The organism is Actibacterium sp. D185-2, from assembly GCF_054954595.1.
Genome location: NZ_JBPWNX010000005.1, coordinates 41,175 through 62,262, shown reverse-complemented (window position 1 = coordinate 62,262; position 21,088 = coordinate 41,175). Strand labels below are relative to the sequence as shown.

General features: G+C 66.8%; 19 protein-coding genes. 2 read left to right on the top strand and 17 right to left on the bottom strand.

The features are described 5' to 3' along the window. Positions 1 to 64: 64 nt before the first annotated feature. Positions 65 to 1,438 carry an FAD-binding oxidoreductase gene (locus tag ACSR1C_RS10685; protein WP_460259483.1) on the top strand — a complete coding sequence of 458 codons (1,374 nt, stop codon included), beginning with the start codon at positions 65 to 67 and terminating at the stop codon, positions 1,436 to 1,438. 74 nt (positions 1,439 to 1,512) lie between these two features. Here ACSR1C_RS10685 and recN read toward each other — a convergent pair whose 3' ends face one another. The 16 genes from recN to ACSR1C_RS10605 all read right to left on the bottom strand — a co-directional run bounded on the left by recN (position 1,513) and on the right by ACSR1C_RS10605 (position 18,233). Further along, complete coding sequence (recN, locus tag ACSR1C_RS10680) at positions 1,513 to 3,162, bottom strand: DNA repair protein RecN (RefSeq protein WP_460259484.1); 1,650 nt, start codon at positions 3,160 to 3,162, stop codon at positions 1,513 to 1,515. Positions 3,163 to 3,185: 23 nt separating this feature from the next. Beyond that, entirely contained in the window at positions 3,186 to 4,028 is an 843-nt protein-coding gene (locus ACSR1C_RS10675) for an outer membrane protein assembly factor BamD (RefSeq protein WP_460259485.1), read from the bottom strand. Positions 4,029 to 4,144: 116 nt separating this feature from the next. Continuing rightward, the gene (gene lpxC, locus ACSR1C_RS10670; protein ID WP_460259486.1) at positions 4,145 to 5,065 is read right to left on the bottom strand and encodes a UDP-3-O-acyl-N-acetylglucosamine deacetylase; all 921 of its coding nucleotides are present in this window, start codon (positions 5,063 to 5,065) and stop codon (positions 4,145 to 4,147) included. Between the two features lie 226 nt (positions 5,066 to 5,291). Then, positions 5,292 to 6,863, bottom strand: a complete 1,572-nt coding sequence (ftsZ, locus tag ACSR1C_RS10665; protein WP_460259487.1) for a cell division protein FtsZ — start codon at positions 6,861 to 6,863, stop codon at positions 5,292 to 5,294. 185 nt (positions 6,864 to 7,048) lie between these two features. Next, positions 7,049 to 8,383, bottom strand: a complete 1,335-nt coding sequence (ftsA, locus tag ACSR1C_RS10660) for a cell division protein FtsA (protein WP_460259488.1) — start codon at positions 8,381 to 8,383, stop codon at positions 7,049 to 7,051. Further along, positions 8,380 to 9,267, bottom strand: coding sequence for a cell division protein FtsQ/DivIB (locus tag ACSR1C_RS10655; protein ID WP_460259489.1), 888 nt, complete (start codon positions 9,265 to 9,267; stop codon positions 8,380 to 8,382). The genes ftsA and ACSR1C_RS10655 overlap by 4 nt, the downstream gene beginning before the upstream one ends. Further along, a complete protein-coding gene (locus ACSR1C_RS10650; protein ID WP_460259490.1) occupies positions 9,255 to 10,169 on the bottom strand; it encodes a D-alanine--D-alanine ligase in 915 nt (304 codons plus the stop codon). The genes ACSR1C_RS10655 and ACSR1C_RS10650 overlap by 13 nt, the downstream gene beginning before the upstream one ends. A 49-nt stretch (positions 10,170 to 10,218) precedes the next feature. Beyond that, complete coding sequence (gene murB / locus ACSR1C_RS10645) at positions 10,219 to 11,148, bottom strand: UDP-N-acetylmuramate dehydrogenase (protein WP_460259491.1); 930 nt, start codon at positions 11,146 to 11,148, stop codon at positions 10,219 to 10,221. Next, positions 11,145 to 11,435 (bottom strand): hypothetical protein, encoded by a 291-nt coding sequence (locus tag ACSR1C_RS10640; RefSeq protein ID WP_460259492.1) that lies wholly within the window; start codon positions 11,433 to 11,435, stop codon positions 11,145 to 11,147. The genes murB and ACSR1C_RS10640 overlap by 4 nt, the downstream gene beginning before the upstream one ends. 17 nt (positions 11,436 to 11,452) lie before the next feature. Next, positions 11,453 to 11,707, bottom strand: a complete 255-nt coding sequence (locus ACSR1C_RS10635) for a DUF2484 family protein (protein ID WP_460259493.1) — start codon at positions 11,705 to 11,707, stop codon at positions 11,453 to 11,455. Next, positions 11,704 to 11,979, bottom strand: coding sequence for a DUF2484 family protein (locus ACSR1C_RS10630; RefSeq protein ID WP_460259494.1), 276 nt, complete (start codon positions 11,977 to 11,979; stop codon positions 11,704 to 11,706). Before ACSR1C_RS10630 ends, ACSR1C_RS10635 begins: the two co-directional genes overlap by 4 nt. Continuing rightward, on the bottom strand, positions 11,976 to 13,163 hold the full coding sequence (locus ACSR1C_RS10625; protein ID WP_460259495.1) for an APC family permease: 1,188 nt from the start codon (positions 13,161 to 13,163) through the stop codon (positions 11,976 to 11,978). Before ACSR1C_RS10625 ends, ACSR1C_RS10630 begins: the two co-directional genes overlap by 4 nt. 9 nt (positions 13,164 to 13,172) lie before the next feature. Then, entirely contained in the window at positions 13,173 to 14,576 is a 1,404-nt protein-coding gene (gene murC, locus ACSR1C_RS10620) for a UDP-N-acetylmuramate--L-alanine ligase (RefSeq protein WP_460259496.1), read from the bottom strand. Further along, positions 14,573 to 15,679 carry a UDP-N-acetylglucosamine--N-acetylmuramyl-(pentapeptide) pyrophosphoryl-undecaprenol N-acetylglucosamine transferase gene (locus ACSR1C_RS10615; protein WP_460259497.1) on the bottom strand — a complete coding sequence of 369 codons (1,107 nt, stop codon included), beginning with the start codon at positions 15,677 to 15,679 and terminating at the stop codon, positions 14,573 to 14,575. The genes murC and ACSR1C_RS10615 overlap by 4 nt, the downstream gene beginning before the upstream one ends. Continuing rightward, on the bottom strand, positions 15,676 to 16,845 hold the full coding sequence (ftsW, locus tag ACSR1C_RS10610; RefSeq protein ID WP_460259498.1) for a putative lipid II flippase FtsW: 1,170 nt from the start codon (positions 16,843 to 16,845) through the stop codon (positions 15,676 to 15,678). The genes ACSR1C_RS10615 and ftsW overlap by 4 nt, the downstream gene beginning before the upstream one ends. A gap of 215 nt (positions 16,846 to 17,060) precedes the next feature. Further along, positions 17,061 to 18,233 (bottom strand): type III PLP-dependent enzyme, encoded by a 1,173-nt coding sequence (locus tag ACSR1C_RS10605; protein ID WP_460259499.1) that lies wholly within the window; start codon positions 18,231 to 18,233, stop codon positions 17,061 to 17,063. Positions 18,234 to 18,528: 295 nt separating this feature from the next. Between ACSR1C_RS10605 and ACSR1C_RS10600 the strand changes: the two genes are divergently transcribed. Then, positions 18,529 to 19,461 carry an L-lactate dehydrogenase gene (locus ACSR1C_RS10600; protein WP_460259500.1) on the top strand — a complete coding sequence of 311 codons (933 nt, stop codon included), beginning with the start codon at positions 18,529 to 18,531 and terminating at the stop codon, positions 19,459 to 19,461. A 141-nt stretch (positions 19,462 to 19,602) separates the two neighbouring features. Here ACSR1C_RS10600 and murD read toward each other — a convergent pair whose 3' ends face one another. Then, a complete protein-coding gene (gene murD / locus ACSR1C_RS10595) occupies positions 19,603 to 21,006 on the bottom strand; it encodes a UDP-N-acetylmuramoyl-L-alanine--D-glutamate ligase (RefSeq protein ID WP_460259501.1) in 1,404 nt (467 codons plus the stop codon). Positions 21,007 to 21,088 lie beyond the last annotated feature (82 nt).

Sequence of the window (21,088 nt, the reverse complement as noted above, 5' to 3'; positions counted from 1 at the left end):
TTTCCCCGCGCCGCCCGTCTGGCATAGGGTGCCCCGGATGCGCCAGAACCCTGCAGGAGGCACGATGCCCATTCCCGAAGCGCTTGACGCCCTTACCAGTCTTCTAGGCGATCGGCTGAGCCGGTCCAAGCCCGATCTGGACGCCCATGGCCGCAACGAGACCCATTTCCCACACTGCCCGCCCGATGCCGTGGCCTATCCGCGCACCACGGCCGAGGTGGCCGGGATCGTCAGGATATGCGCCGCCCATGCCTGCCCGGTCATCGGCTGGGGCGCGGGCACGTCGCTGGAAGGTCACGCGCTGGCGGTACGCGGCGGGGTCTGCGTCGACTTTCGCGACATGAACAAGGTTCTGGCGGTGAACCCGGCGGATATGGATGTGATGGTCCAGCCCGGCCTGACGCGCGAGGATCTGAACCGCGAGTTGCGCGCGACGGGTCTGTTCTTTCCGGTCGATCCCGGTGCCAATGCCACGCTGGGCGGCATGGCGGCGACACGGGCCAGCGGCACCACCGCCGTGCGCTATGGCACGATGCGGGACAATGTACTGGCGCTAGAGGTGGTGCTGGCCGATGGCCGGATCATCCGCACCGGCACCCGCGCGCGCAAATCAGCGGCGGGCTATGACCTGACCGGGCTTTTCGTGGGGTCCGAAGGCACGCTGGGCCTGATCACCGAAATGACCCTTCGCCTGCATGGCCAGCCCGAGGCGGTGTCGGCGGCGGTCTGCGCGTTCGACGGTATCGCCGCGGCGGTGGATACGGTGATCGCCACGATCCAGATGAGTATTCCGATGGCCCGGATCGAGTTTCTGGACGCGGCCTCGGTCACGGCGGTCAACGCCTATTCGGGCACTGATCTACCCGAGGCCCCGCATCTGATGGTGGAATTTCACGGATCAAACGCAGGGGTGGCCGAACAGGCCGAACGCTTTGGCGACCTGGTCGCCGATATGGGCGGCACCGGTTTTCGCTGGGCCAGCAAAACCGAAGAGCGCAGCGCGCTGTGGGACGCCCGCCACAAGGCCTATTGGGCGATCCTGGCCTCGCGCCCCGGCGCGCAAGGCGTGGTGACGGATATGTGCGTGCCGATCTCGCGCCTGGCAGAGGCGGTCGAGGACACCCGCGCCGACATCGCCCGCGGCACCATCCCCGGCCCGATCCTGGGCCATGTCGGCGACGGCAATTTCCACGCAATCCTGCTGGTCGATCCCGCAAATCCGGTCGAGATGGAGGAAGCAAAGGCGCTGTCGCACCGCATGGCCGAGCGCGCGCTGGCAATGGGCGGCACCGTCACCGGCGAACACGGGATCGGCATGGGCAAGCTGGGCTATATGGAAGCCGAGCACGGTGCGGGTTGGGACGTGATGGGCCAGATCAAGCACGCGTTGGACCCGATGGGCCTGATGAACCCCGGCAAGATGGTGCGCGGAAATTGAGATTGTAACAGGAAGAATTTTCACGAAAATTCTTCAGCCTGAAAAATCTTCGGGAAGATTTTTCTGTCCAGCCCTCAGCCGTTCAGCAAGGCCCGTGCCGCCGCGCGCGCCTCTTCGGTGATCGTGTCGCCGGCCAGCATCCGGGCGATCTCGTCCACGCGCTCGGCCTCGGCCACGGGGGTGACGGTGGACAGGGTCATGCCACCCTGCACATGTTTCGCCACGCGCCAGTGATGCCCGCCCTGCGCGGCCACCTGCGGCGAATGCGTCACCACCAGGACCTGCCCGCCCGCCGCCAGCGCCGCCAGCCGCCGGCCCACCGCATCCGCCGTCGCCCCGCCCACGCCGCGGTCGATTTCATCGAAGATCATCGTGACGCCGCTGTCATTGCCATGCAGACAGACCTTGAGCGCCAGCAGAAACCGCGACAGCTCGCCCCCCGAGGCGATCTTGTTCAGCGGCCCCGAGGGCGCGCCGGGATTGGTCGCCACGGTAAAGGCCACCGCATCCTGCCCCTCGGGCCCCGGCGCGGCGCGGGTGATTTCGGTGGCGAAAACCGCGCGCTCCATTTTCAGCGGGGCCAGTTCGGCGGCCATCGCCGCGTCCAGCGCCCCGGCGGCGGCCACGCGGCGCGTGCTCAGATCATCGGCCGCCACCTGATAGGCTGCCTCGGCCGTGCGCAGGGCGGCGCGCAGCGCCTCCAGATCGGCCTCGCCCGCGTCCAGCGCCGCCAGCCGGGCGCGCAGATCCTCGGCAAAACCACCCAGATCGTCGGGCGCCACGCCATGCTTGCGGGCCAGGCCGCGAATGGCGAACAGGCGTTCCTCCACCGTTTCCAGTTCGGCCGGGTTGAAGGCCAGCGCCTGCAGGCAATCCTCAACCCCCTGCTGCGCCTCGCCCAACTCGATCATGGCGCGGCCCAGCGCATCCAGCGCACCGTCGAGCCGACCCTCGGCCTTGTCCGCAACCCCGTCCAGCCAGCGCGCGGCATCGCCCATCATCGCCTCGGCCCCGTCACCGCCAAGGGCGGAAAAGGCGCGGGCGATATCCTCGCGGATGCGGTCTGCGGCCTGCATGGCGCGGCGTTGCGTGTCCAGCACGGCCTCTTCGCCCGGCTGCGGGTCCAGCGCGTCCAGTTCACCCACCGCGTGGCGCAGGTAATCCTCTTCGGCGCGCACTGCATCCAGCGCCACCTGCGCCGCCGCCAACGCCTTGCGCGCCCCGGCCACATCGCGCCAGGCGGCACGGATGGCGGCCAGTTCCGACGCCAGCCTTGCGTAATCGTCCAGCATCGCCCGGTGGGCGCGCGGGTTCAGCAAACCGCGGTCATCCTGCTGGCCGTGCAGCTCCACCAACGTGTCCGACAGCGCGCGCAGCACGTCGCCCGAGGCGCGGCGGTCGTTGATCCAGGCGGTCTTGCGCCCGTCGGCGCTGTTGACCCGGCGCAGGATCAGCTCATCTTCGGCCGGCAATCCGGCCTCCTGCAGCACCGCGCGGGCCGGGTGACCGGGGGCAAGCTGAAACACGGCCACGACCTCGCCCTGATCGGCACCGGCGCGCACCAGTTCGGCCCGGCCGCGCCAGCCCAGCACAAAACCCAAAGCATCCAGCAGAATGGATTTACCCGCCCCGGTCTCGCCGGTCAGCACGTTCAGCCCCGGCTGGAACGCAAGCTCCAGCCGGTCGATGATCAGCAGATCCCGGATATCGAGACTGCGCAGCATCGGCTAGGTCCCCCCGTGGCGGATCAGAGCCATTCGCCCCTGATCATCTGGCGATAGACCGACTGCAACCAGCCGGTGCCGATCAGTTCGGGCTTGAGCCCCTGACCCTGCAGCAGGTTGAACGCGTCCTCGTACCAGTCCGTGGACTGGAAGTTGTAGCCCAGGATCGCACCGGCGGTCTGCGCCTCATCGACCAGGCCAAGCGACAGATAGGCCTCGATCAGGCGATACAACGCCTCGGCGGTGTGGGTCGTGGTCTGGAAATCCTCGACCACCACGCGGAACCGGTTGATCGCGGCGGTGTAATGCCCGCGCTTGAGGTAATAGCGCCCGATCTCCATCTCCTTGGCGGCAAGATGGTTGAAGGCCAGATCGAATTTCAGAATCGCGGACTGGGTGTATTCGCTGTCGGGATAGCGTTCGATCAGGGTGCGCAGCGCCTGCAACGCCTGATAGGTCAGGCCCTGATCGCGGCCCACAAGGTCGATCTGATCGTAATAGCTGAGCGCCAGAAGATACTGCGCATAGGCGGCATCCTCATCGGCCGGGTAGAAATCGATATAGCGCTGCGCGGCGGCGCGGCTGCTCTCGTAATCCTTGGCCTGATGATAGGAATAGGCCTGCATGATCAGCCCGCGCTTGGCCCATTCCGAATAGGGGTAAAGCCGCTCCACCTCGGTGAACAGAACCGCCGCCTCGTCCGCGTTGCGAGGGCCCTGGTTCAGTTCATATTCCGCTTTCTTATAGATATCCTCGGCGGAATAGCTGTCGAGCGCGGGCTCTTTGCTGCCCCCGCCACACGCTGCCAGAAATACCAATGCCGTCACCGCCCCGGCGAGATTCGCGCGCGAATTGCTCTTGCCCATGAACCGCCCAACCCCATCGTCTGCTTCTGCGGCGGAGGGAAATCCACCGCAGCCTTGCATGTGTCCTAGCACAGAAAAATCCGGTGCAAAACGCCTTTGGAGCGGTTTTTATCCGCTCAGGCGACCGCCCGCAGATCGGCGGTTTTCACCCCGACGCCAGGCAGGCGGCGCGCGATCCGCGCATCGCAGATTTCCATCCGGTAGGCATCGGGCTGCGCGAACAGGGCGCGCAGCAGACTGTTGGTCAGGGCGTGCCCCGCGCGGTGGCCGGTATAGCGGCCCAGGATCGGGGCACCGGCCAGCGCCAGATCGCCCAGCGCATCCAGCATCTTGTGGCGCACGGCCTCGTCGTCATGGCGCAGCCCGCCGGGGGTCAGCACCTTGTCGCCCTCGACCACCACGGCGTTTTCCAGATTGCCGCCCAGCGCCAGGCCATTGGCGCGCATCGCATCGACATCGGCCTGGCGGCAGAAGGTGCGGCTGTCGCACAGCTCGCGCACGAAGGCGCCATTGGCCATGTTCAGCGCCTTGTCCTGACGGCCAATGGCGGCATCCGCGAATTCGATGTGGAAATCGATCTCCAGCGTTTCGGCCGGTTCCAGCCGGGCACGGGCCGCACCGTTCATCACCTCGACCGGCCGCAGAATCCGGATCGCGCGGTTGGGGGCCTCAAGCGGTTGCAGGCCACGGGCCATGAACCCGGCCACGAAGGGCGCGGACGAGCCGTCGAGGATCGGCACTTCGGGGCCGTCGATCTCGATCAGCGCGTTCTGAATGCCACAACCGGCCAGCGCCGCCATCACATGCTCGACCGTCGAGACGGACACGCCGTCCTCGTTCGCCAGCCTGGTGCACAGTTTCGACGGCAGCACCGCATCCCAGCGCGCCGGGATCAACGGATCAAGGCCCAGCACATCGGTGCGGCGGAACCAGATCCCGTATTCGGCAGAGGCGGGGCGCACGGTCATCCGAACCGGCTGACCGGAATGCAATCCGACCCCGGAAAAGACGGCATTCGATTTGAGCGTAGTCTGCAATAGACACCTGATTTGTTGCCCCGGGCATCCCCCTGATCCCGGCATACTCGACCTACGCCGCAGGGGGTGCGATCACAATTCAATCTTTGCAACGAGCTGAAACATAGAAAGTTCAGGTTCGGCGACTTCCCGCCAACGGCTGCGGCGACCCCGGAAAACCCATTGATATACAAATAGAAAAGGGCCGGAAAACCCGGCCCTTTTCAGCAATGCTGCTGTGCAGAATTCAGTTTGCCTGGCGGCGCAGGAAGGCCGGAATTTCGATCCGCTCCTGCTCGGGGTCCAGTTCGGCATCGTCGGGGTGACCATGCAAAGGCGGCTGCTGGCGCAGCGGCTGACCGCCGCGTGCCGGGGCTTCGTGGCCGTGACCCGCCATGCGGTTGATCAGCGATCCGATGCCGAAACGGGCCTTGTCGGCCTGGGCCTGCGGGGCCGGTTCCTCGGCCCGCAGCGGCGCGCCAGAACTGCGCGGCGCTTTCGACACGGCGGCCTGAAGCCGGGCCAGCGCCTCGGGCGAGGGGGTGCCGGGCGTACGCGGACGCGGCGCGACGAAGGCTTCTTCCTCGGCCGGTTCGGGCGCGGCATAGGCAACGGGCTCGGCCGCGCGCGGCTGATAGGCCGGGGCCGGCACCTCGTCATCTGCGGCTTCGAAGATATGCTCGGCCTGTTCCTGCGCGGTTTGCGCATCGTAAGACTGGAACAGCGACGGCTCGGGCGCGGCATCGACCTTCGCGGCGATCTCGGGCTGCGGCGCGGGGGCCTCGGCCTGAACGGTCGGCTGCAACGGCGCGGCCATGCGGCGGCGCGCGACCGGCGCTTCGTGGACCACTTCGCTGGCGTCGATGCCGGTGGCCACGACGGAAACCCGCATGGTGCCTTCCATGCTGGTGTCCAGCGTCGAGCCGACGATGATATTGGCCTCGGCGTCCACTTCTTCGCGGATGCGGTTGGCGGCTTCGTCCAGTTCGAACAGGGTCAGGTCATATCCGCCGGTGATGTTGATCAGAACACCGCGCGCGCCGCGCAGGCTGATTTCATCCAGCAGCGGGTTGGCGATCGCCTTTTCGGCGGCCTGGATCGCGCGATCCTCGCCGGTGCCTTCGCCGGTGCCCATCATCGCCTTGCCCATCTCGTCCATCACCGCGCGCACGTCGGCGAAGTCGAGGTTGATCAGGCCGGGGCGCACCATCAGGTCGGTCACGCCCTTGACGCCCTGATAGAGCACGTCGTCGGCCATGCTGAAGGCTTCGGTGAACGTCGTTTTTTCATTGGCCAGACGGAACAGGTTCTGGTTCGGAATGATGATCAGCGTGTCCACGACCTTTTGCAGGGCATCGACCCCGTCCTCGGCCTGGCGCATCCGCTTGGCGCCCTCGAACTGGAACGGCTTGGTCACGACGCCGACGGTCAGCACACCCAACTCACGCGCGGCCTGCGCGATGATCGGGGCCGCGCCCGTACCGGTGCCGCCCCCCATGCCGGCGGTGATGAAGCACATATGCGCGCCGGCCAGATGATCGACGATCTCTTCGATGGTTTCTTCGGCGGCCGCGGCCCCGACCGAGGGGCGCGCCCCCGCGCCCAGCCCTTCGGTGACCTTGACCCCCATCTGGATTTTCGCCGTCGCCTGCGATTGCTGCAACGCCTGCGCGTCGGTATTCGCGGTAACGAATTCGACCCCTTCAAGCTGCTTCTCGATCATGTTGTTGACCGCGTTGCCACCTGCCCCACCGACACCGAATACGGTGATCCGCGGCTTGAGGTCGTCTCTCTCCGGTATCATGAGGTTCAGTGTCATAAAACTATCCGCCTGTTTTTTTACTAAGCACCTGCCCCAGCAAATGCACGGTCCCACCGTTATTTGCACCCAATTCTACCTGTTGAACCAGTGCCGGTCACTAAAAAAACGCGAAAACGCCACAAAATCTGGGGATTTTGCCGAAGTAATCAGCGGTATTTCGCCAATCTCGCAGCATCTTGCGGTTACCAGTTATCCTTGAACCAGCGAACCGCCCGTTTCAGCGACCGCGCCGGGTATCTTTCAGCGGGAATATCGAAGTCCCACCACTCATCCTGCGGGTGCGCCGCGAACAGGCACAGCCCCACCGAAGACGAAAACGCCGGCCCCGTGGCGGCCTGCGGCAGGCCCTGAACCCGCAACGGACGGCCCAGGCGCACCTGCTGGCCCAGAATGCGGCTGGCCAACCCGTCAAGGCCGGGGATCTGGCTGCCGCCACCGGTCAACACGATCTGCTGGCTGGGCAGATGCTCGAACCCGGCCGCGTCCAGACGGGCGCGCACATCTTCCAGAATCTCCTCGACCCGCGGGCGCATGATGCCGATCAGCTCGGCCCGGCTGACGGTGCGGCGGTCATGCTCGTAATCGCCGGTATCGCCGCCGATCTCGATCATCTCGCGGTCGTCCATGCCGGTGGCGACAACGCCGCCGTAGAAGGTCTTGATCCGCTCGGCGGTGGCCAGCGGCACCTGCAATCCCTTGGAGATGTCCTGGGTGACGTGATCGCCGCCCAGCCGCACGCTATCGGCATAGATCATGTGTTTCTTGATGAAGATCGACACGCCGGTGGCGCCGCCCCCCATGTCGATACAGGCCGCGCCCAGTTCCTGCTCGTCCTCGACCAGACTTGAAATGCCCGACACATAGGCCGAACTGGCCATGCCGGCCAGTTCCAGATCGCAGCGCTTGATACAATACAGCAGGTTCTGGATCACATGGGCATCCACGGTCAGCAGATGCATGTCGCAGGCCAGCCTGTTGCCCATCTGGCCACGCGGATCGCCCAGCCCCGAGCGGTGATCCAGCGCGAAATTCACCGGCTGGGCGTGCAGCACCTCGCGCCCGTCCCCGAAATCCGGCACGTCGCAGGCGGCCAGCACCCGGGCCACGTCCTCCTCGCTGACCACGCTGTCGGCCAGGTCGATCACCCCGTCCAGCCCATAAGAGCGCGGCTGCGCCCCGGCCAGACAGGCGATCACATGATCCACCCGCACATTGGCCATCTTCTGCGCCGCCTGCACCGCGGTGCGGATGGCGCGCTCGGTTTCCTGCATGGCGTCGATCTCGCCAAAGCGCACGCCGCGCGACCGGGTCGTCGCCGCGCCGATCACCCGAAAACTGGATTGCCCGGCCAACGAGCCCACCCCGTCGCCGCCGCGAAACCGATCCGGCCCGTCGAAGCGCAGCACCAGACAGGCGATCTTGGAGCTGCCGACATCCAGAATCGCGATCACGCCGCGATCCATGGCCTGTTTGCGCATCCGCCGCATGGCGCGCTGAGACTGATAGAGATCGGTCATCCGTTGGTTGCTCCTGCCTCAAGTGTTTTTATTCGCCGCAATTCCTGCACCGCGCCCGGCGCCATGCGCAGGGTCGGACGGGCGGCGTTTCGCATATCCACTGCCGATATGTCGCGTTCCAGCATGTCTTCGGCCTGGTTCAGCGCGATCACCCGCTCCAGCGCCTGCACCGCGCCCTGTTCGGGCAGCAGGATGCGCTGATCGCGATCCAGCACCACATCCCAGCGCCGGTTGCCCATCCGCACCAGCCCGCGCAGCCGCGGCGCGATCGGGCGCGCGGCGTCAAGCAGCGCCAGCGCCTCGGTCACCACCGCGTCGGCGCCCTCGCCCGCGATCACCGGCAGATCGGCCCGCTCGGCGCGATGTTCCAGCGGCGCGACGCGGTGGCCTTCGCCGTCCAGCAGTTCCAGCCCCTGACGGCCGCGCCAGATCAGAACCGGCATCCGTTCCTGTACGCGTACCGCCAGAATCCCCCCCGGCTTGACCCGCAGATCGGCCTTGGCCACCGCATCCAGCCCCATGATGGTCCGGCGCATCCCTTCGAGGTCCAGATCGAACGACGACATCGGAAAATCCAGCGGCACGATTTCGCGGATGTCCTGGTCAACCTCGGCCGAGGCGCCCTCGACCGCCATCAGCTTGACCATGAATTCCGGCCGCTCCTCGATCGCGCGGCGCATTGCCGTGAACTGCAGCGCGATATCCTCGCGACGCGCGTCATCCGACAGGAACCAGCCCGCCGCGAACACCATGCAAAAAGACGGAATCCCCACCCGCATCAACGCACGGTAAAGCGGCGTCAGCCACAGCCGGTTCATCCGGTAGGACAGGCGCGTCGGAGCCGGGTCGCGCCGGGGCGATGGCGGGAGGCTCATCTGTTGCATGACGCATCTTCCACCATCCAGCGGCACAATTGCCCGAAGGAGATCCCGCAATGCGCCGCCTGTTCCGGCGTCAACGAGGTCGGCGTCATGCCCGGCTGGGTGTTGAGTTCCAGCAAGATCAGCCCGTCCAGCCCGCGACTTTCGTCCCAGCGGAAATCGGTGCGGCTGACACCCCGACAGCCCAGCGCGACATGGGCCCGCTGCGCATAGTCCAGACAGGCCGCGAATATCTCGGGCGGTACATCGGCGGGCAGCACATGGCGCGATCCGCCGACGGAATACTTGGCGTTATAGTCATACCAGCCATCGGTCAGGATGTCGGTCACCGTCAACGCCTTGCCGCCCATCACCGAGGCGGTCAGTTCGCGCCCCGGCGCGAACGTCTCGACCATCACCACATCGGGCATGTCATCCGACAGCTGCGGCGGCGCATTGGCCGCCTCGTGCACGATATAGACCCCGACCGACGAACCCTCGTTGTTCGGCTTGACCACATAGGGCGGCGGCAGAACGTGGCGCGCGCGCACCTCTTCGGTGCGGGCTAGGCAGCTTTCAACCACCGGCAACCCGGCGGCGGCAAAGGCCTGCTTGCTGCGCTGCTTGTCCAGCGCCAGGGCCGAGGCCAGAACCCCCGAATGGGTATAGGGCACGCCCATCCATTCCAGCAGCCCCTGCACACAGCCATCTTCGCCCCAGCGGCCATGCAGGGCGTTGAACGCGACATCGGGCTGAAGATCGACAAGGCGTGCGGGCAGGTCCGGACCTGCGTCCAGCTCTGTCACTTGGAATCCTTCTGCCCGAAGGGCGGCTGCACATTCATGCCCCGTCGATAGTGACACCTCGCGCTCAGCCGAGGGGCCACCCATCAATACCGCCACTTTCGGGGCTGCCCTGCTCGACATGCCCGCCTCGTGTGCCTTTGTCAGGACCTTTTCCGGCCCTTGATTTTGATTATTCCGAAGAGGCCGGTTCGCCGACCCTCATAATCTCCCACTCTAGCTGTATTCCGCTGTTTTGGAAAACCCTTTTTCGCACCTCTTCGCCAAGAGTTTCCAGATCGTCCGCGGTGGCCGCGCCGGTGTTGATCATGAAATTGGAATGTTTTTCAGACATCTGCGCCCCGCCCACCCGGGCGCCCCGCATCCCGGCGTCGTCGATCACCTTCCACGCCTTCAGATCGTGGCTGTCGCCCGCGCGCCCGGTCGAACTGAACCCCGCCGGGTTGCGAAAGGTCGACCCCGCGCTGCGATCCTTCGTGGGCTGGGTCGCGTCGCGCTTGGCCAACTGGTCCGCCATCCGCGCCTCAAGCATGGCCGGGTCGGCCGGCGCGCCCTCGAACGTGGCCTCGATCAGCACATGGCCTTCGGGCAGATCGGTCTGGCGATAGCGGAAATTCAGATCGCGCGCGCCCAGCGTCACCACCGCCCCCGCGCGCGTCACCGCGCGGGCGCTGACGAAATGATCCGCGACATAGCTGCCATAGCAGCCCGCATTCATCCGCACCGCGCCGCCGATCGCACCGGGAATGGTGCGCAGAAAGGTCAGATCGACCCCCGCCTGCGCCGCCTTGCGCGCCACATGGGCATCCAGCGCCGCCGCGCCCGCCGTCACACGGGACCCGTCCACCGTGATCGCGTTGAACCCGCGCCCCAGCCGGATCACCACCGCCCGCAAACCGCCATCGCGCACGATCAGGTTGCTGCCCACGCCAATGGGAAACACCGGCACCGACGGATCGAGGGCGCGCAAAAACGCCTGCAGATCGTCCAGATCGGCGGGTTGGAACAGCCAGTCCGCCGGGCCGCCCACCCGCAGCCAGGTCAGATCGGCCAGCGGGCGGTTTTCGGTCAGGGTGCCGCGTACCGGGGGCATCGGGATCATCGCGCCGACCCACCCGCCTTGCGGCCCAGCGCGAACAGCGCCGCCGACAGCACGCCGGTGCCAAGCCAGGGCAGCAGCACGCCGACCGGCGACACCGCACCGAACCCGGCCCGCGCCAGATCGGCCCGCACCGCCAGCGCGGTGACGATCACCGCCGCGCTATAGACCGCGAAAATCGCCAGAAACCCCCGCCCGGCCCGGTTCAGCCCGTGCATCAACGCCTGATAGGCCACGACCGGGGCCGCGCCCCAGCCGGCATAGACCAGCACTTCGGTAAAACTCGCCATCGGATCACCCCTTCGTGTCAGGGACGTTTAGCGCGAAGCACCCGCTTTGCCCAGCGGATGAAATAGATCAGCGGCCAGCGCAGCATCGACGCCCCCGCCGCCAGCACCAGCAGCCCCCAGACCGGGCCGTTTTCCCAGGTCACGAACCCCAGCAGTGGAATGCCCACCGCGATCAGGCCATAGGCCAGCGGCCAGTTGATGCGCGGCGGCAGATAGGCGGCGCCGGTGGCCACGACCACCCACAGGCAGGCCAGGATCAGCGACAGGGTCATCGCCCGCCCCCCTCGGCATCGCGCGGGCGGGTCGCGGGCAGGCCCCGCGCGCGGCGCAGATAATAGAACAGCGGCTTGCGGAACATCGACACGATCGCCGCCAGCGCCGCCAGCACGATCCACACATTGTGCTGAACCGCCAAAAGCACCAGCAGCGGCACCGCCAGCACCAACAGCACCAGCCCCAACACGTATTGAAAGCGCATCGGCAAAAACGCCACGCCACTCGCGGCAATCACCCAAAGCGCGGCCAGGATCAGCGACTGCATCATAGCGTCACCACCAGCGACGCGACGAAGGCGCCGATACAGGCCAACATCCCCATCCACGGCACGAAACGCGCGGTGCGGAACGGCGCCTCGGGCACCCGACGCTTGAGCGCGATCAGCGCGGCATTGACCACCGCGAAGACGATCAGCAGCGCCAGCGAGGTGATCTCGGCCAATGCCGCCACCGGCAATGTCATCGCCGCCCCGATCACCGCCGCCCCCACCAGCGCCGAGGCCAGCACCGGCGTGCCGAAGCGCGGATGCGCGTGGCGGAACACCGCCAGCAGCGGCGATCGCTTGCCCAGCCCGTACAGTACCCGCGCCGCCATCACGATCTGCGCCAGAACACCGTTCAGCGCCGCCGCCACCGCGATCACCGACAGGAAGGTGGCACTTTTCCCGGTGGCGGTTTCCCAGACCAGCGCCAGCGGCTGCTCGCTGACGCCCAGCAGATCGCGCGGGACGGCGCGTACGGCGGCCATCGACACCAGCGCATACAGCAGCGCGGTGATCGCCAGCGCAATCAGGATCGACCGGGGCATGTTGCGTTCAGGGGCCTTCGCCTCTTCGGCCATGTTGACCAGATCGTCGAACCCGATGAAGGCGAAGAAGGCGAAAAGCGACGCCGCCACAATCCCGGTCCATTCCGGCGGCGGCGGGTTCTGCCAGTCGGGCACCGGCACCGCGCCGAACCCGACCCAGATCACCAGCAGCAGGCCCACCACCTCGATCACGGTCAGGATGGCGGCGAAGAGCAGGCTTTCGACCACGCCGATGATCGCGACCAGGGTCATGGCCACGCCCAGGCCGATCACCGCCAGCGCGAACGGCACCGGCAGCACCGACGTCAGATAGCCCACACCACCGCGCAAAACCGCGGCCGAGGCCACCGTGCCCGCGATCACGTTGATCCAGCCCACGGCCATGGCCAGTCGGTGCCGCTGCAGCCCGACCTCGATATAAGAGGAATCCCCGGCGGCCTCGGGAATGCGGGCCGACAGTTCGGAAAAGGACAGCGCCGTGGGAACGGCAACCAGCGCGGCCAGCAGAAACGACAGCGGCGCCCAGACCCCGGCCGCCCCCGCCGCGGCCCCCACCAGCACATAGATGCCGGCGCCAACCATGATACCCACGCCGTAAGCGGTCAGCAGGCCAAGCCCGAGCGTCCGCTTCAGCGCCTCGGCCATCGCCGCCCCCTAGCCCTGAAGCCGCTTGGGCAGGGCGTTGGCCCAGGCCGAAATCGTGCCCGCGCCCAGGCAGACAACCATATCGCCCGGCCCGGCCTCGGCGCGCACCAGGGCCTCCAGATCGTCCTCGCTGGTTACGGCGCTGACATGGCGGTGGCCGTGGCGGATCAGCCCGGCCACCAGATCGTCGCGGCTGGCGCCTTCGATCGGGGCTTCGCCGGCGGCGAATACCTCGGCGATACCGACCACATCGGCGTCGTTGAAACAGGCGCAGAAATCGTCGAACAGTGAATGCAGGCGGCTATAGCGGTGCGGCTGATGCACCGCGACCACCCGACCCTCGGTCGCCTGCCGCGCGGCGCGCAGCACGGCGGCGATTTCAACCGGGTGATGGCCGTAATCGTCGATGATGGTCACGCCGCCCACCTCGCCCACCTTGGTGAACCGCCGGTTGACCCCGGCGAAATTGGCCAGCGCCGTGCGGATCTCGGCACGCTTCATGCCCAGATGACGCGCCACCGCGACCGCGGCCAGCGCGTTGGAAACGTTATGATCGCCCGGCATCGGCAGGGTGCAGCCCTCGATCAGCTTGCCCTCGGCCTGCAGCGCGATGTCGAAATGTGCGACCCCGGCCGCATAGCGCAGATTCACCGCGCGTACATCGGCCTGCGCGTTGAAGCCGAAGGTCACCACGCGCCGGTCGGTCAGTTTGCCCACCAGCGCCTGCACCTCGGCATGATCGGTGCAGCACACGGCCAGCCCATAGAACGGGATGTTCGACACAAAATCGTAAAAACCTTTGCGCAGCGCATCGAAATCGCCCCAATGCTCCATATGCTCGGGGTCGATATTGGTAACGATGGCGATGGTCGCGGGCAGCCGGTTGAAGGTGCCGTCGGACTCGTCGGCCTCGACCACCATCCATTCGCCCTGCCCCATCCGCGCGTTCGAGCCATAAGCGTGGATGATCCCGCCATTCACTACCGTGGGGTCGATCCCGCCCGCATCCAGCAAGGTGGCCACCATCGTCGTGGTGGTGGTCTTGCCATGGGTGCCGGCCACGGCCACGTTGGATTTCAGGCGCATCAGTTCGGCCAGCATCTCGGCCCGGCGCACCACCGGCAGGCCGCTCAGCCGCGCGGCATCCAGTTCCGGGTTGCCCGGCTTGATGGCAGAGGAAATCACCACCACCTCGGCGCCCTCCAGGTTTTCGGCACGCTGGCCGACAAAGATCGTGGCGCCCAGGCCCGCCAGCCGCTCGGTGATCTTGCTGGCCTTCAGGTCCGAGCCCTGAACGGTGTAGCCCAGATTCAGCAACACCTCGGCGATGCCCGACATGCCGATGCCGCCGATGCCCACGAAATGGATCGGCCCCACATCGGTGGGAAGTTTGGTTGCTGCTGCCGCGTTCATCCGGTTACGCCCTCATCTGCCAGTGCCTCGACCATGCCCGCCAACCGCTCGGTCGCATCCGGCAGGCCGAAGGCCAGTGCCGCATGGGCCATCTGCCGGGCCGCGACGGGGTTGGTCAGAACCGCGCCTATCTGCTCTGAAAGCGCGGCGGGCTCAAGCGCGGATTCGGGGATCAAGATCGCCGCCTGCGCATCGACCAGCCCGCGCGCATTGGCGGTCTGATGGTCGCCCGTGGCCGCGGCGAAGGGGATCAGGATACTGGGCCGCCCCACCACGGCGATATCGGCGACCGAAGACGCGCCCGAGCGCGAAATCACCAGCTGCGCCTCGGCCAGCCGCTCGGGGATATCGGTGAAAAAGCTTTTGACCTCGGCCCGGATGCCCGCATCGGCATAGGCCTGTGTCACGCGCTCCATATCCTCGGGGCGGGCCTGATGGGCCACGCGCAGATGCTGGCGGATCGGTTCGGGCAGGGCCGCGACCGCCGCCGGCACCACATCCGACAGGATGCGCGCACCCTGGCTGCCGCCGATCACCAGCAGGCTCATGGGGTAATCGCCCGGCGGAATATAGGGCGCACCCGCGCGCGCCAGAACGGCGGCGCGGACCGGGTTGCCGGTATGCATGCCCTCGACACCTTCGGGCAGATCGGTGGGCCAGGTGCCGCAGGCCACCGCAGTGACGCGCGTGGCGAAGGCGCGGTTGACCTTGCCCAGGATGCCGTTTTGTTCATGGATCATCCGCGGCAGCCCCAGAAGCGTGGCCGCGGTGATCGCCGGAAAGGACGGATAGCCGCCGAACCCGGCCACCACGGCGGGCTTGTCGCGGCGCATTTTCAACAAGGCGCCGCCCACCCCGCCCAGCAGCCGGACCGGCACCGCCAGCTTGGCCAACGCCCCGCCACGCGCGAAGGTGGCGCTGGCGATTTCCTCGATCTCGACCGCCTGCGGAAAACCGCCGGCATAGCGCGCACCGCGCGCGTCGGTCGACAGCTTCACCCGCCAGCCGCGCGCCAGCATCGCCTCGGCCAGGGCCTGGGCCGGAAACATGTGGCCGCCGGTGCCGCCCGCCGCGATCACCAGCAAGGGTGCGCCGCCGCTCATCCGCGCCCCCGCCGCATCAGAAGATCGCCGATTTCGCCCTGCGGCCGGCTGCGTGTAAAGGCCAGCAGCGCGCCCACCATCACCCCGCCCGCGATCAGCGAAGAGCCGCCATAGCTGACAAACGGCAGCGTCATGCCCTTGGCCGGCAGCAGCCGCACCGCCACCCCCATGTTGATCATCGCCTGCACGCCGAAAACACAGGCCAGCCCGGTCCCCGCCAGCCGCGTGAACGGATCACGCTCTTTCATCAGCCGAAACAGCGAGCGCACGACGATCACCGCATAAAGCCCGATAATGGCCCAGACCAGGATCAGCCCGTATTCCTCGGCCGCCACGGCGATGATGAAATCGGTATGCGCGTCGGGCAGCGATTGCTTGACCTGCCCCTCGCCGACACCGACGCCCCAGAACCCGCCTTCGCGGATCGCGTTGGCAGCATAGCCCAGCTGGGTGCGCGGGTCGATCTCGGGCGACAGGAAACCGTCGATGCGGCGGGCGAAATGCTCTGAATTGTTATAGGCGACGGTGCCGCCCAACACGGTCAGCGCCGCCATGCCCACCAGCAGCAGAAACGGCGCGCCGGCCACGAAATACATCACCCCCCAGGCAAACAGGATCAGCGCCGCCTGCCCGAAATCGGGCTGCATCGCCAGAAAGCCCACGATCACAATGGCAATGGCGAAAGAAAAACTCTTGCCCGGCGGGCCCGAAACCTCCTGACTGGCGGCCATCAGCCAGGCGGCCAGCACAATGAATCCGGGCTTCAGAAACTCGGACGGCTGAACGCTGGCAAAGCCAAGCGAATACCACCGCACCGCGCCCTTGCCGAAATCGGTGCCCAGCACCGGCAACAGCGCCAGCGCCACGAAGGCGCCGAAAAACCCCAGCACGCCCAAACGGCGCACCATTTCGGGCGACATCATCGAGGTCAGGAACATCGCGCCCAGCGCCAGCGCGCCGAAAAACGCCTGCCGCTCGACATAATGGAACGGGTCCAGCCCGTTACGCGCGGCCAAAGGCGGCGAGGCCGCCAGCCCCAGCAACAACCCCACCCCGAACAGCAACAGGATGCATGACATCGTCAACTTGTCGATCGTCCGCCACCACCGGGGAAGAATCGGCTCACCCGCCCGCATCGGCGCGGTGCCATACACCATTTCCGTCATGAAATTTCCGCCTCGACTGCCTCAAACCGCCCGTTTTCCGGGTCTGCGAAGCAGTGTAGCGCGGATACCGCCCTGACGCCAGCGCGAAGCCTGCCCCCTTCTTTTTCGCAAAAATATCCCCGCCGGAGGCCGCGCCCGGCAGGGCGCATGAAAAAGGCGTGGCCCGCAGGGCCGCATTCTGGAAATGCCCCGGCCAGAAGGCCGGGGCCGAAGGGTCAGATCACAACAACATCCAGCGGCGGGAAGCCGTTGAAACCTACCGAGCTATAGCTCGACGTATAGGCGCCGCAGTTGCGGATGATGAACCGGTCACCCGATTTCAGCCCCACCGGCAGTTGCACCGGCCGCTTTTCATACAGCACATCGGCGCTGTCGCAGGACGGACCGGCCAGGATGCAGGGGCCGGCTTCCTCATAGTCGCGGTCGGTGATGAACTGATAGCGGATCGCCTCATCCATGGTTTCGGCCAGACCCGAGAATTTGCCGATGTCCAGATAGACCCAGCGGAACGTGTCCGCCTCGGATTTCTTCGACACCAGCAGCACCTCGGCCGCGATCATGCCCGCCTCGGCCACCAGGCCGCGGCCGGGTTCCGCCATCACGCGCGGCACATCGCCGAACCGCTCGGTCACCAGCGCCATCACACGGGCCGCATAACGGGTCGGGTGGTCGATCGCCTCGCCATAAAACGCGGGAAAACCGCCACCAATGTTCAGCAGGGTCAGCGCGTGGCCCGCGGCACGGGCGCGGTGCCAGATCTCGGCGATCTGGTCCAGCGTGGCGGTCCACATCTCGGCCCGGCGGGTCTGCGACCCCACATGGAACGAAAAGCCCACGGGCTTCAACCCCAGGCGCGTGGCCAGTGCCAGCAGATCCAGCGCCTTGTCACGGGCGCACCCGAACTTGCGCGACAGCGGCCAGTCGGCCTCGGACGCATCGACGATCAGGCGGATATAGACCTGCGCGCCGGGCGCGTGCTCGGCGATCTTTTCCAGCTCTTCCTCAGCATCGGCCGCGAACAGGTCAATGCCCGCGTGATGCGCGAAGGCGATGTCAGAGGCGCGTTTGACCGTGTTGCCGAAGGAAATGTGCTCGGGCACCGCGCCCTGGCTCAGGCACAGCTCGATCTCGCCGCGCGAGGCCGCATCGAAATGCGAGCCGAGGTTGACCAGCGTCTCGATCACGTCGCGCGCCGGGTTCGCCTTGACGGCATAGTGGATATCCGCGCGGCCCAGCCCCGCCTTCAGGGCGTGATACTGGTTGGCGACGGCCTGGGTGTCGATCACCAGCGTCGGGCGGTCGAATTGCATCGACCGGATGAAGTTTTCAATGCGGGTGGCAGGCGCAGAAACTGCGCGACCGGCAAGGCCGGTAATCGTAGCGTTCATGGTCATCTCCAATAGACCCGGCCAAAGAATGACCGCTCACTTCCAAAAGGAGACGTTACCGTCGCTACATAAACGCGGGCGGCGGAACCGCCGGCCAGAGGCGCGTGCGTTGGCGTCTGTAAGGCGGCAGATAGGGCCGGACATGAGTCGGCGCAAGTGGGATTTTACAACTGCTGAAACTTTTTGTGCCGGCGTGCCGGGCGTTGCACCCATGCCGCAGATCGGCCCCCGATTTCCTGCCCCGCGCCGCGCCACTGCTGCTATAAGGGAAAGAGGCAGTCACGGGGGAACGATCATGAAGGTGGGAATTGTCGGCGCGGGCATGGTGGGCAGTGCGGCGGGCTATGCGCTGGCCCTGACCGGAACCGTCAGCCATGTGGTTCTAGTCGATCTCAACCGCGCGCTGGCGCTGGCCCAGGCGCAGGACATCGCCCATGCGGTGCCGTTCACCGCCTCCACCGTGGTCGAGGCCGGCGATTACGCGGCGCTGAAGGGGGCGGGCGTGGTGATTCTGTCGGCGGGGGTCGGCCAGAAACCGGGCGAGACCCGGCTGCAGTTGCTGTCGCGCAACGCGGCGGTATTTCGCGAGGTTACCGCGCGGGTGCTGGAACAGGCCCCCGATGCGATTCTGCTGGTGGCCTCCAACCCGGTGGATATCATGGCCCAGATCACCACCCGGCTGACCGGCCTGCCGGCGGGCCGGGTGATCGGCTCGGGCACGATTCTGGACACCGCGCGGTTTCGCAGCCTGCTGGGCAGCCATCTGGGGATCTCGCCCCGCTCGATCCATGCCTATGTGCTGGGCGAACATGGCGACAGCGAGGTGCTGGCCTGGTCGAACGCGCGCGCGGGGTCGGTGCCGCTGATGTCGTTCGCTGCGCAGCTGGGCGCGCCGATCACCGCCAATGTGCGCGAACGGATCGACGACGGCGTACGCAACGCGGCCTATACGATCATCAACGGCAAGGGCGCCACCTGGTACGGGATCGGCGCCGGGCTGGCCCGGATCGTGCGGGCGATCGCGCAGGATCAGCAGGCGATAATGTCGGTGTCGATCGTCACGCCCGAAGTGCTGGGCGTGGAAGATGTGGCGCTGTCGCTGCCCCGCGTGGTCGGCGCCGCGGGCGTCACCGCCGATCTGATGCCCGACCTGACCGATGAAGAGGCCGCAGCCCTGACCCGCAGCGCGCAGCTTTTGAAAGACACGGCCGAGGCGGTCAGCCTGTAGCGGGCGGTTTTCAGATAGCGCGCCTGCGGCGCACGCCTGCTCGCACTGCGTGCGAATTGGGGCAGCGCCCCAAACCCCGGGATATTTCCGCGAAAAAGAAACCGGGGCTTTCGCAGGCACCGATCACTCATATCGAAAGCATCAGCCCGCCAGCGCCGCGCCGACCTGCGCGATGAAATCCTCGCCGCGCTGTTCGAAATTGTCATACTGGTCGAAACTGGCCGCTGCCGGGGCCAACAGAACCACCTCGCCCGGCTGCGCCTCGGCTGCGGCACGGGCCACCGCACGCGCCATCGTCTCGCTCACCTCATGTGGTGTGCCGCCCAGATGCAGTGCGAAACCCGCCGCCTCGCGTCCGATCACATAGGCCTTGACCACGTGGTCCAGATAGGGCGCGAGCGCGCCCAGCCCGCCCTCTTTCTCCAGCCCGCCGCAAATCCAGCGGATGCCGGTGAAGGCTGCCAGCGCCTTGGCCGCGCTGTCCACATTGGTAGCCTTGCTGTCATTGATGAAGCGCACACCGCCCGCCTCGGCCACCAGTTGACTGCGATGCGGCAGGCCGGCGAAGGACTGGAACGCCTGCTCGATCAGCTTCGGCGCCAAGCCCAGCGTGCGCGCCGCCGCATAGGCCGCGCAGGCATTCTGATGGTTATGCGCCCCGGGCAGGCCCGCCACCCCGCGCAGATCGACCGAAGCCAGCTGCCGCCCCTTGCGCCACTCGGCCAGAAAGCCCTTGCGCGCAAAGACCAACCAGCCCGGTCCCGACAGTTTTTGCCCCGATGACACCTGGATCACCCGGTCATCCACCGCGCCCTCGCCCATCTGATTGGCCAGGAACCGGCCCTCGGGCTCATCCACGCCGATCACCGCACGGTCCGGCCCGCCCTCGGCAAAGAGCCTGCGCTTGGCCGCGAAATATCCGCCCAGCCCACCGTGCCGGTCAAGGTGATCAGGGGTAAGATTGGTGAATACCGCCACATCGGGGGTCAGGGCGCGGGCGAGTTCGGTCTGATAGCTGCTCAGTTCCAGAACCACCACGCCGCCATCGCCCGGTGGGTCGATATCCAGCACCCCGCGCCCGATATTGCCGGCAAGCTGCACCTCCTTTCCGGCTTCCTGCAGGATGTGATAGATCAGGGCCGAGGTGGTGGATTTGCCGTTCGATCCGGTCACCGCGATCACCCGCGGGGCTGTATCGAAACCGTCCCAGTCATCCGTGGCCAGCGAGCGGAAAAACAGCCCGATATCGTTGTCCACCGGCACCCCGGCCGCCCAGGCGGCGGCAATCACCCGGTTGGGCGCAGGATACAGATGTGGAATACCGGGCGAGGTGATCAGCGCGGCCACCCCGTCCAACGCCCCCGCGCGGGTCAGATCGTGAGGCGTGAAACCCTCGGCCCCGGCCCGGTCCCGCGCGGCCTCGTTGTCGTCCCAGACCAGCGGCTCGGCCCCGCCCGCCCGCAATGCACGCGCCGTGGCCAGCCCCGACCGGCCCAGCCCCAGCACCGCGACCTTCGCCCCGTCATATCCAAGAACCGGAATCATCGCTTCCCCCCGACCGAATGCGGACGCGGCCCCGCGCCCTTCTTTTTCGTTCAAATATCCCGGGGGGTGAGCACGCCGCAAG

Excerpts from the sequence above, each read along its gene's own strand:
- murD (WP_460259501.1), bottom strand. The coding sequence starts at position 21,006 with ATGATTCCGGTTCTTGGATATGACGGGGCGAAGGTCGCGGTGCTGGGG.
- ACSR1C_RS10630 (WP_460259494.1), bottom strand. The coding sequence starts at position 11,979 with ATGATGCAGTCGCTGATCCTGGCCGCGCTTTGGGTGATTGCCGCGAGT.
- ACSR1C_RS10600 (WP_460259500.1), top strand. The coding sequence starts at position 18,529 with ATGAAGGTGGGAATTGTCGGCGCGGGCATGGTGGGCAGTGCGGCGGGC.
- murC (WP_460259496.1), bottom strand. The coding sequence starts at position 14,576 with ATGAACGCGGCAGCAGCAACCAAACTTCCCACCGATGTGGGGCCGATC.
- ACSR1C_RS10605 (WP_460259499.1), bottom strand. The coding sequence starts at position 18,233 with ATGAACGCTACGATTACCGGCCTTGCCGGTCGCGCAGTTTCTGCGCCT.
- ftsW (WP_460259498.1), bottom strand. The coding sequence starts at position 16,845 with ATGACGGAAATGGTGTATGGCACCGCGCCGATGCGGGCGGGTGAGCCG.
- ACSR1C_RS10655 (WP_460259489.1), bottom strand. The coding sequence starts at position 9,267 with ATGCAACAGATGAGCCTCCCGCCATCGCCCCGGCGCGACCCGGCTCCG.
- ACSR1C_RS10635 (WP_460259493.1), bottom strand. The coding sequence starts at position 11,707 with ATGACCCTGTCGCTGATCCTGGCCTGCCTGTGGGTGGTCGTGGCCACC.
- ACSR1C_RS10615 (WP_460259497.1), bottom strand. The coding sequence starts at position 15,679 with ATGAGCGGCGGCGCACCCTTGCTGGTGATCGCGGCGGGCGGCACCGGC.
- ACSR1C_RS10625 (WP_460259495.1), bottom strand. The coding sequence starts at position 13,163 with ATGGCCGAGGCGCTGAAGCGGACGCTCGGGCTTGGCCTGCTGACCGCT.
- ACSR1C_RS10640 (WP_460259492.1), bottom strand. The coding sequence starts at position 11,435 with ATGGCGAGTTTTACCGAAGTGCTGGTCTATGCCGGCTGGGGCGCGGCC.
- ftsA (WP_460259488.1), bottom strand. The coding sequence starts at position 8,383 with ATGACCGATCTCTATCAGTCTCAGCGCGCCATGCGGCGGATGCGCAAA.
- ACSR1C_RS10685 (WP_460259483.1), top strand. The coding sequence starts at position 65 with ATGCCCATTCCCGAAGCGCTTGACGCCCTTACCAGTCTTCTAGGCGAT.
- recN (WP_460259484.1), bottom strand. The coding sequence starts at position 3,162 with ATGCTGCGCAGTCTCGATATCCGGGATCTGCTGATCATCGACCGGCTG.
- ACSR1C_RS10650 (WP_460259490.1), bottom strand. The coding sequence starts at position 10,169 with ATGTCGAGCAGGGCAGCCCCGAAAGTGGCGGTATTGATGGGTGGCCCC.
- murB (WP_460259491.1), bottom strand. The coding sequence starts at position 11,148 with ATGATCCCGATGCCCCCGGTACGCGGCACCCTGACCGAAAACCGCCCG.
- ftsZ (WP_460259487.1), bottom strand. The coding sequence starts at position 6,863 with ATGACACTGAACCTCATGATACCGGAGAGAGACGACCTCAAGCCGCGG.
- ACSR1C_RS10675 (WP_460259485.1), bottom strand. The coding sequence starts at position 4,028 with ATGGGCAAGAGCAATTCGCGCGCGAATCTCGCCGGGGCGGTGACGGCA.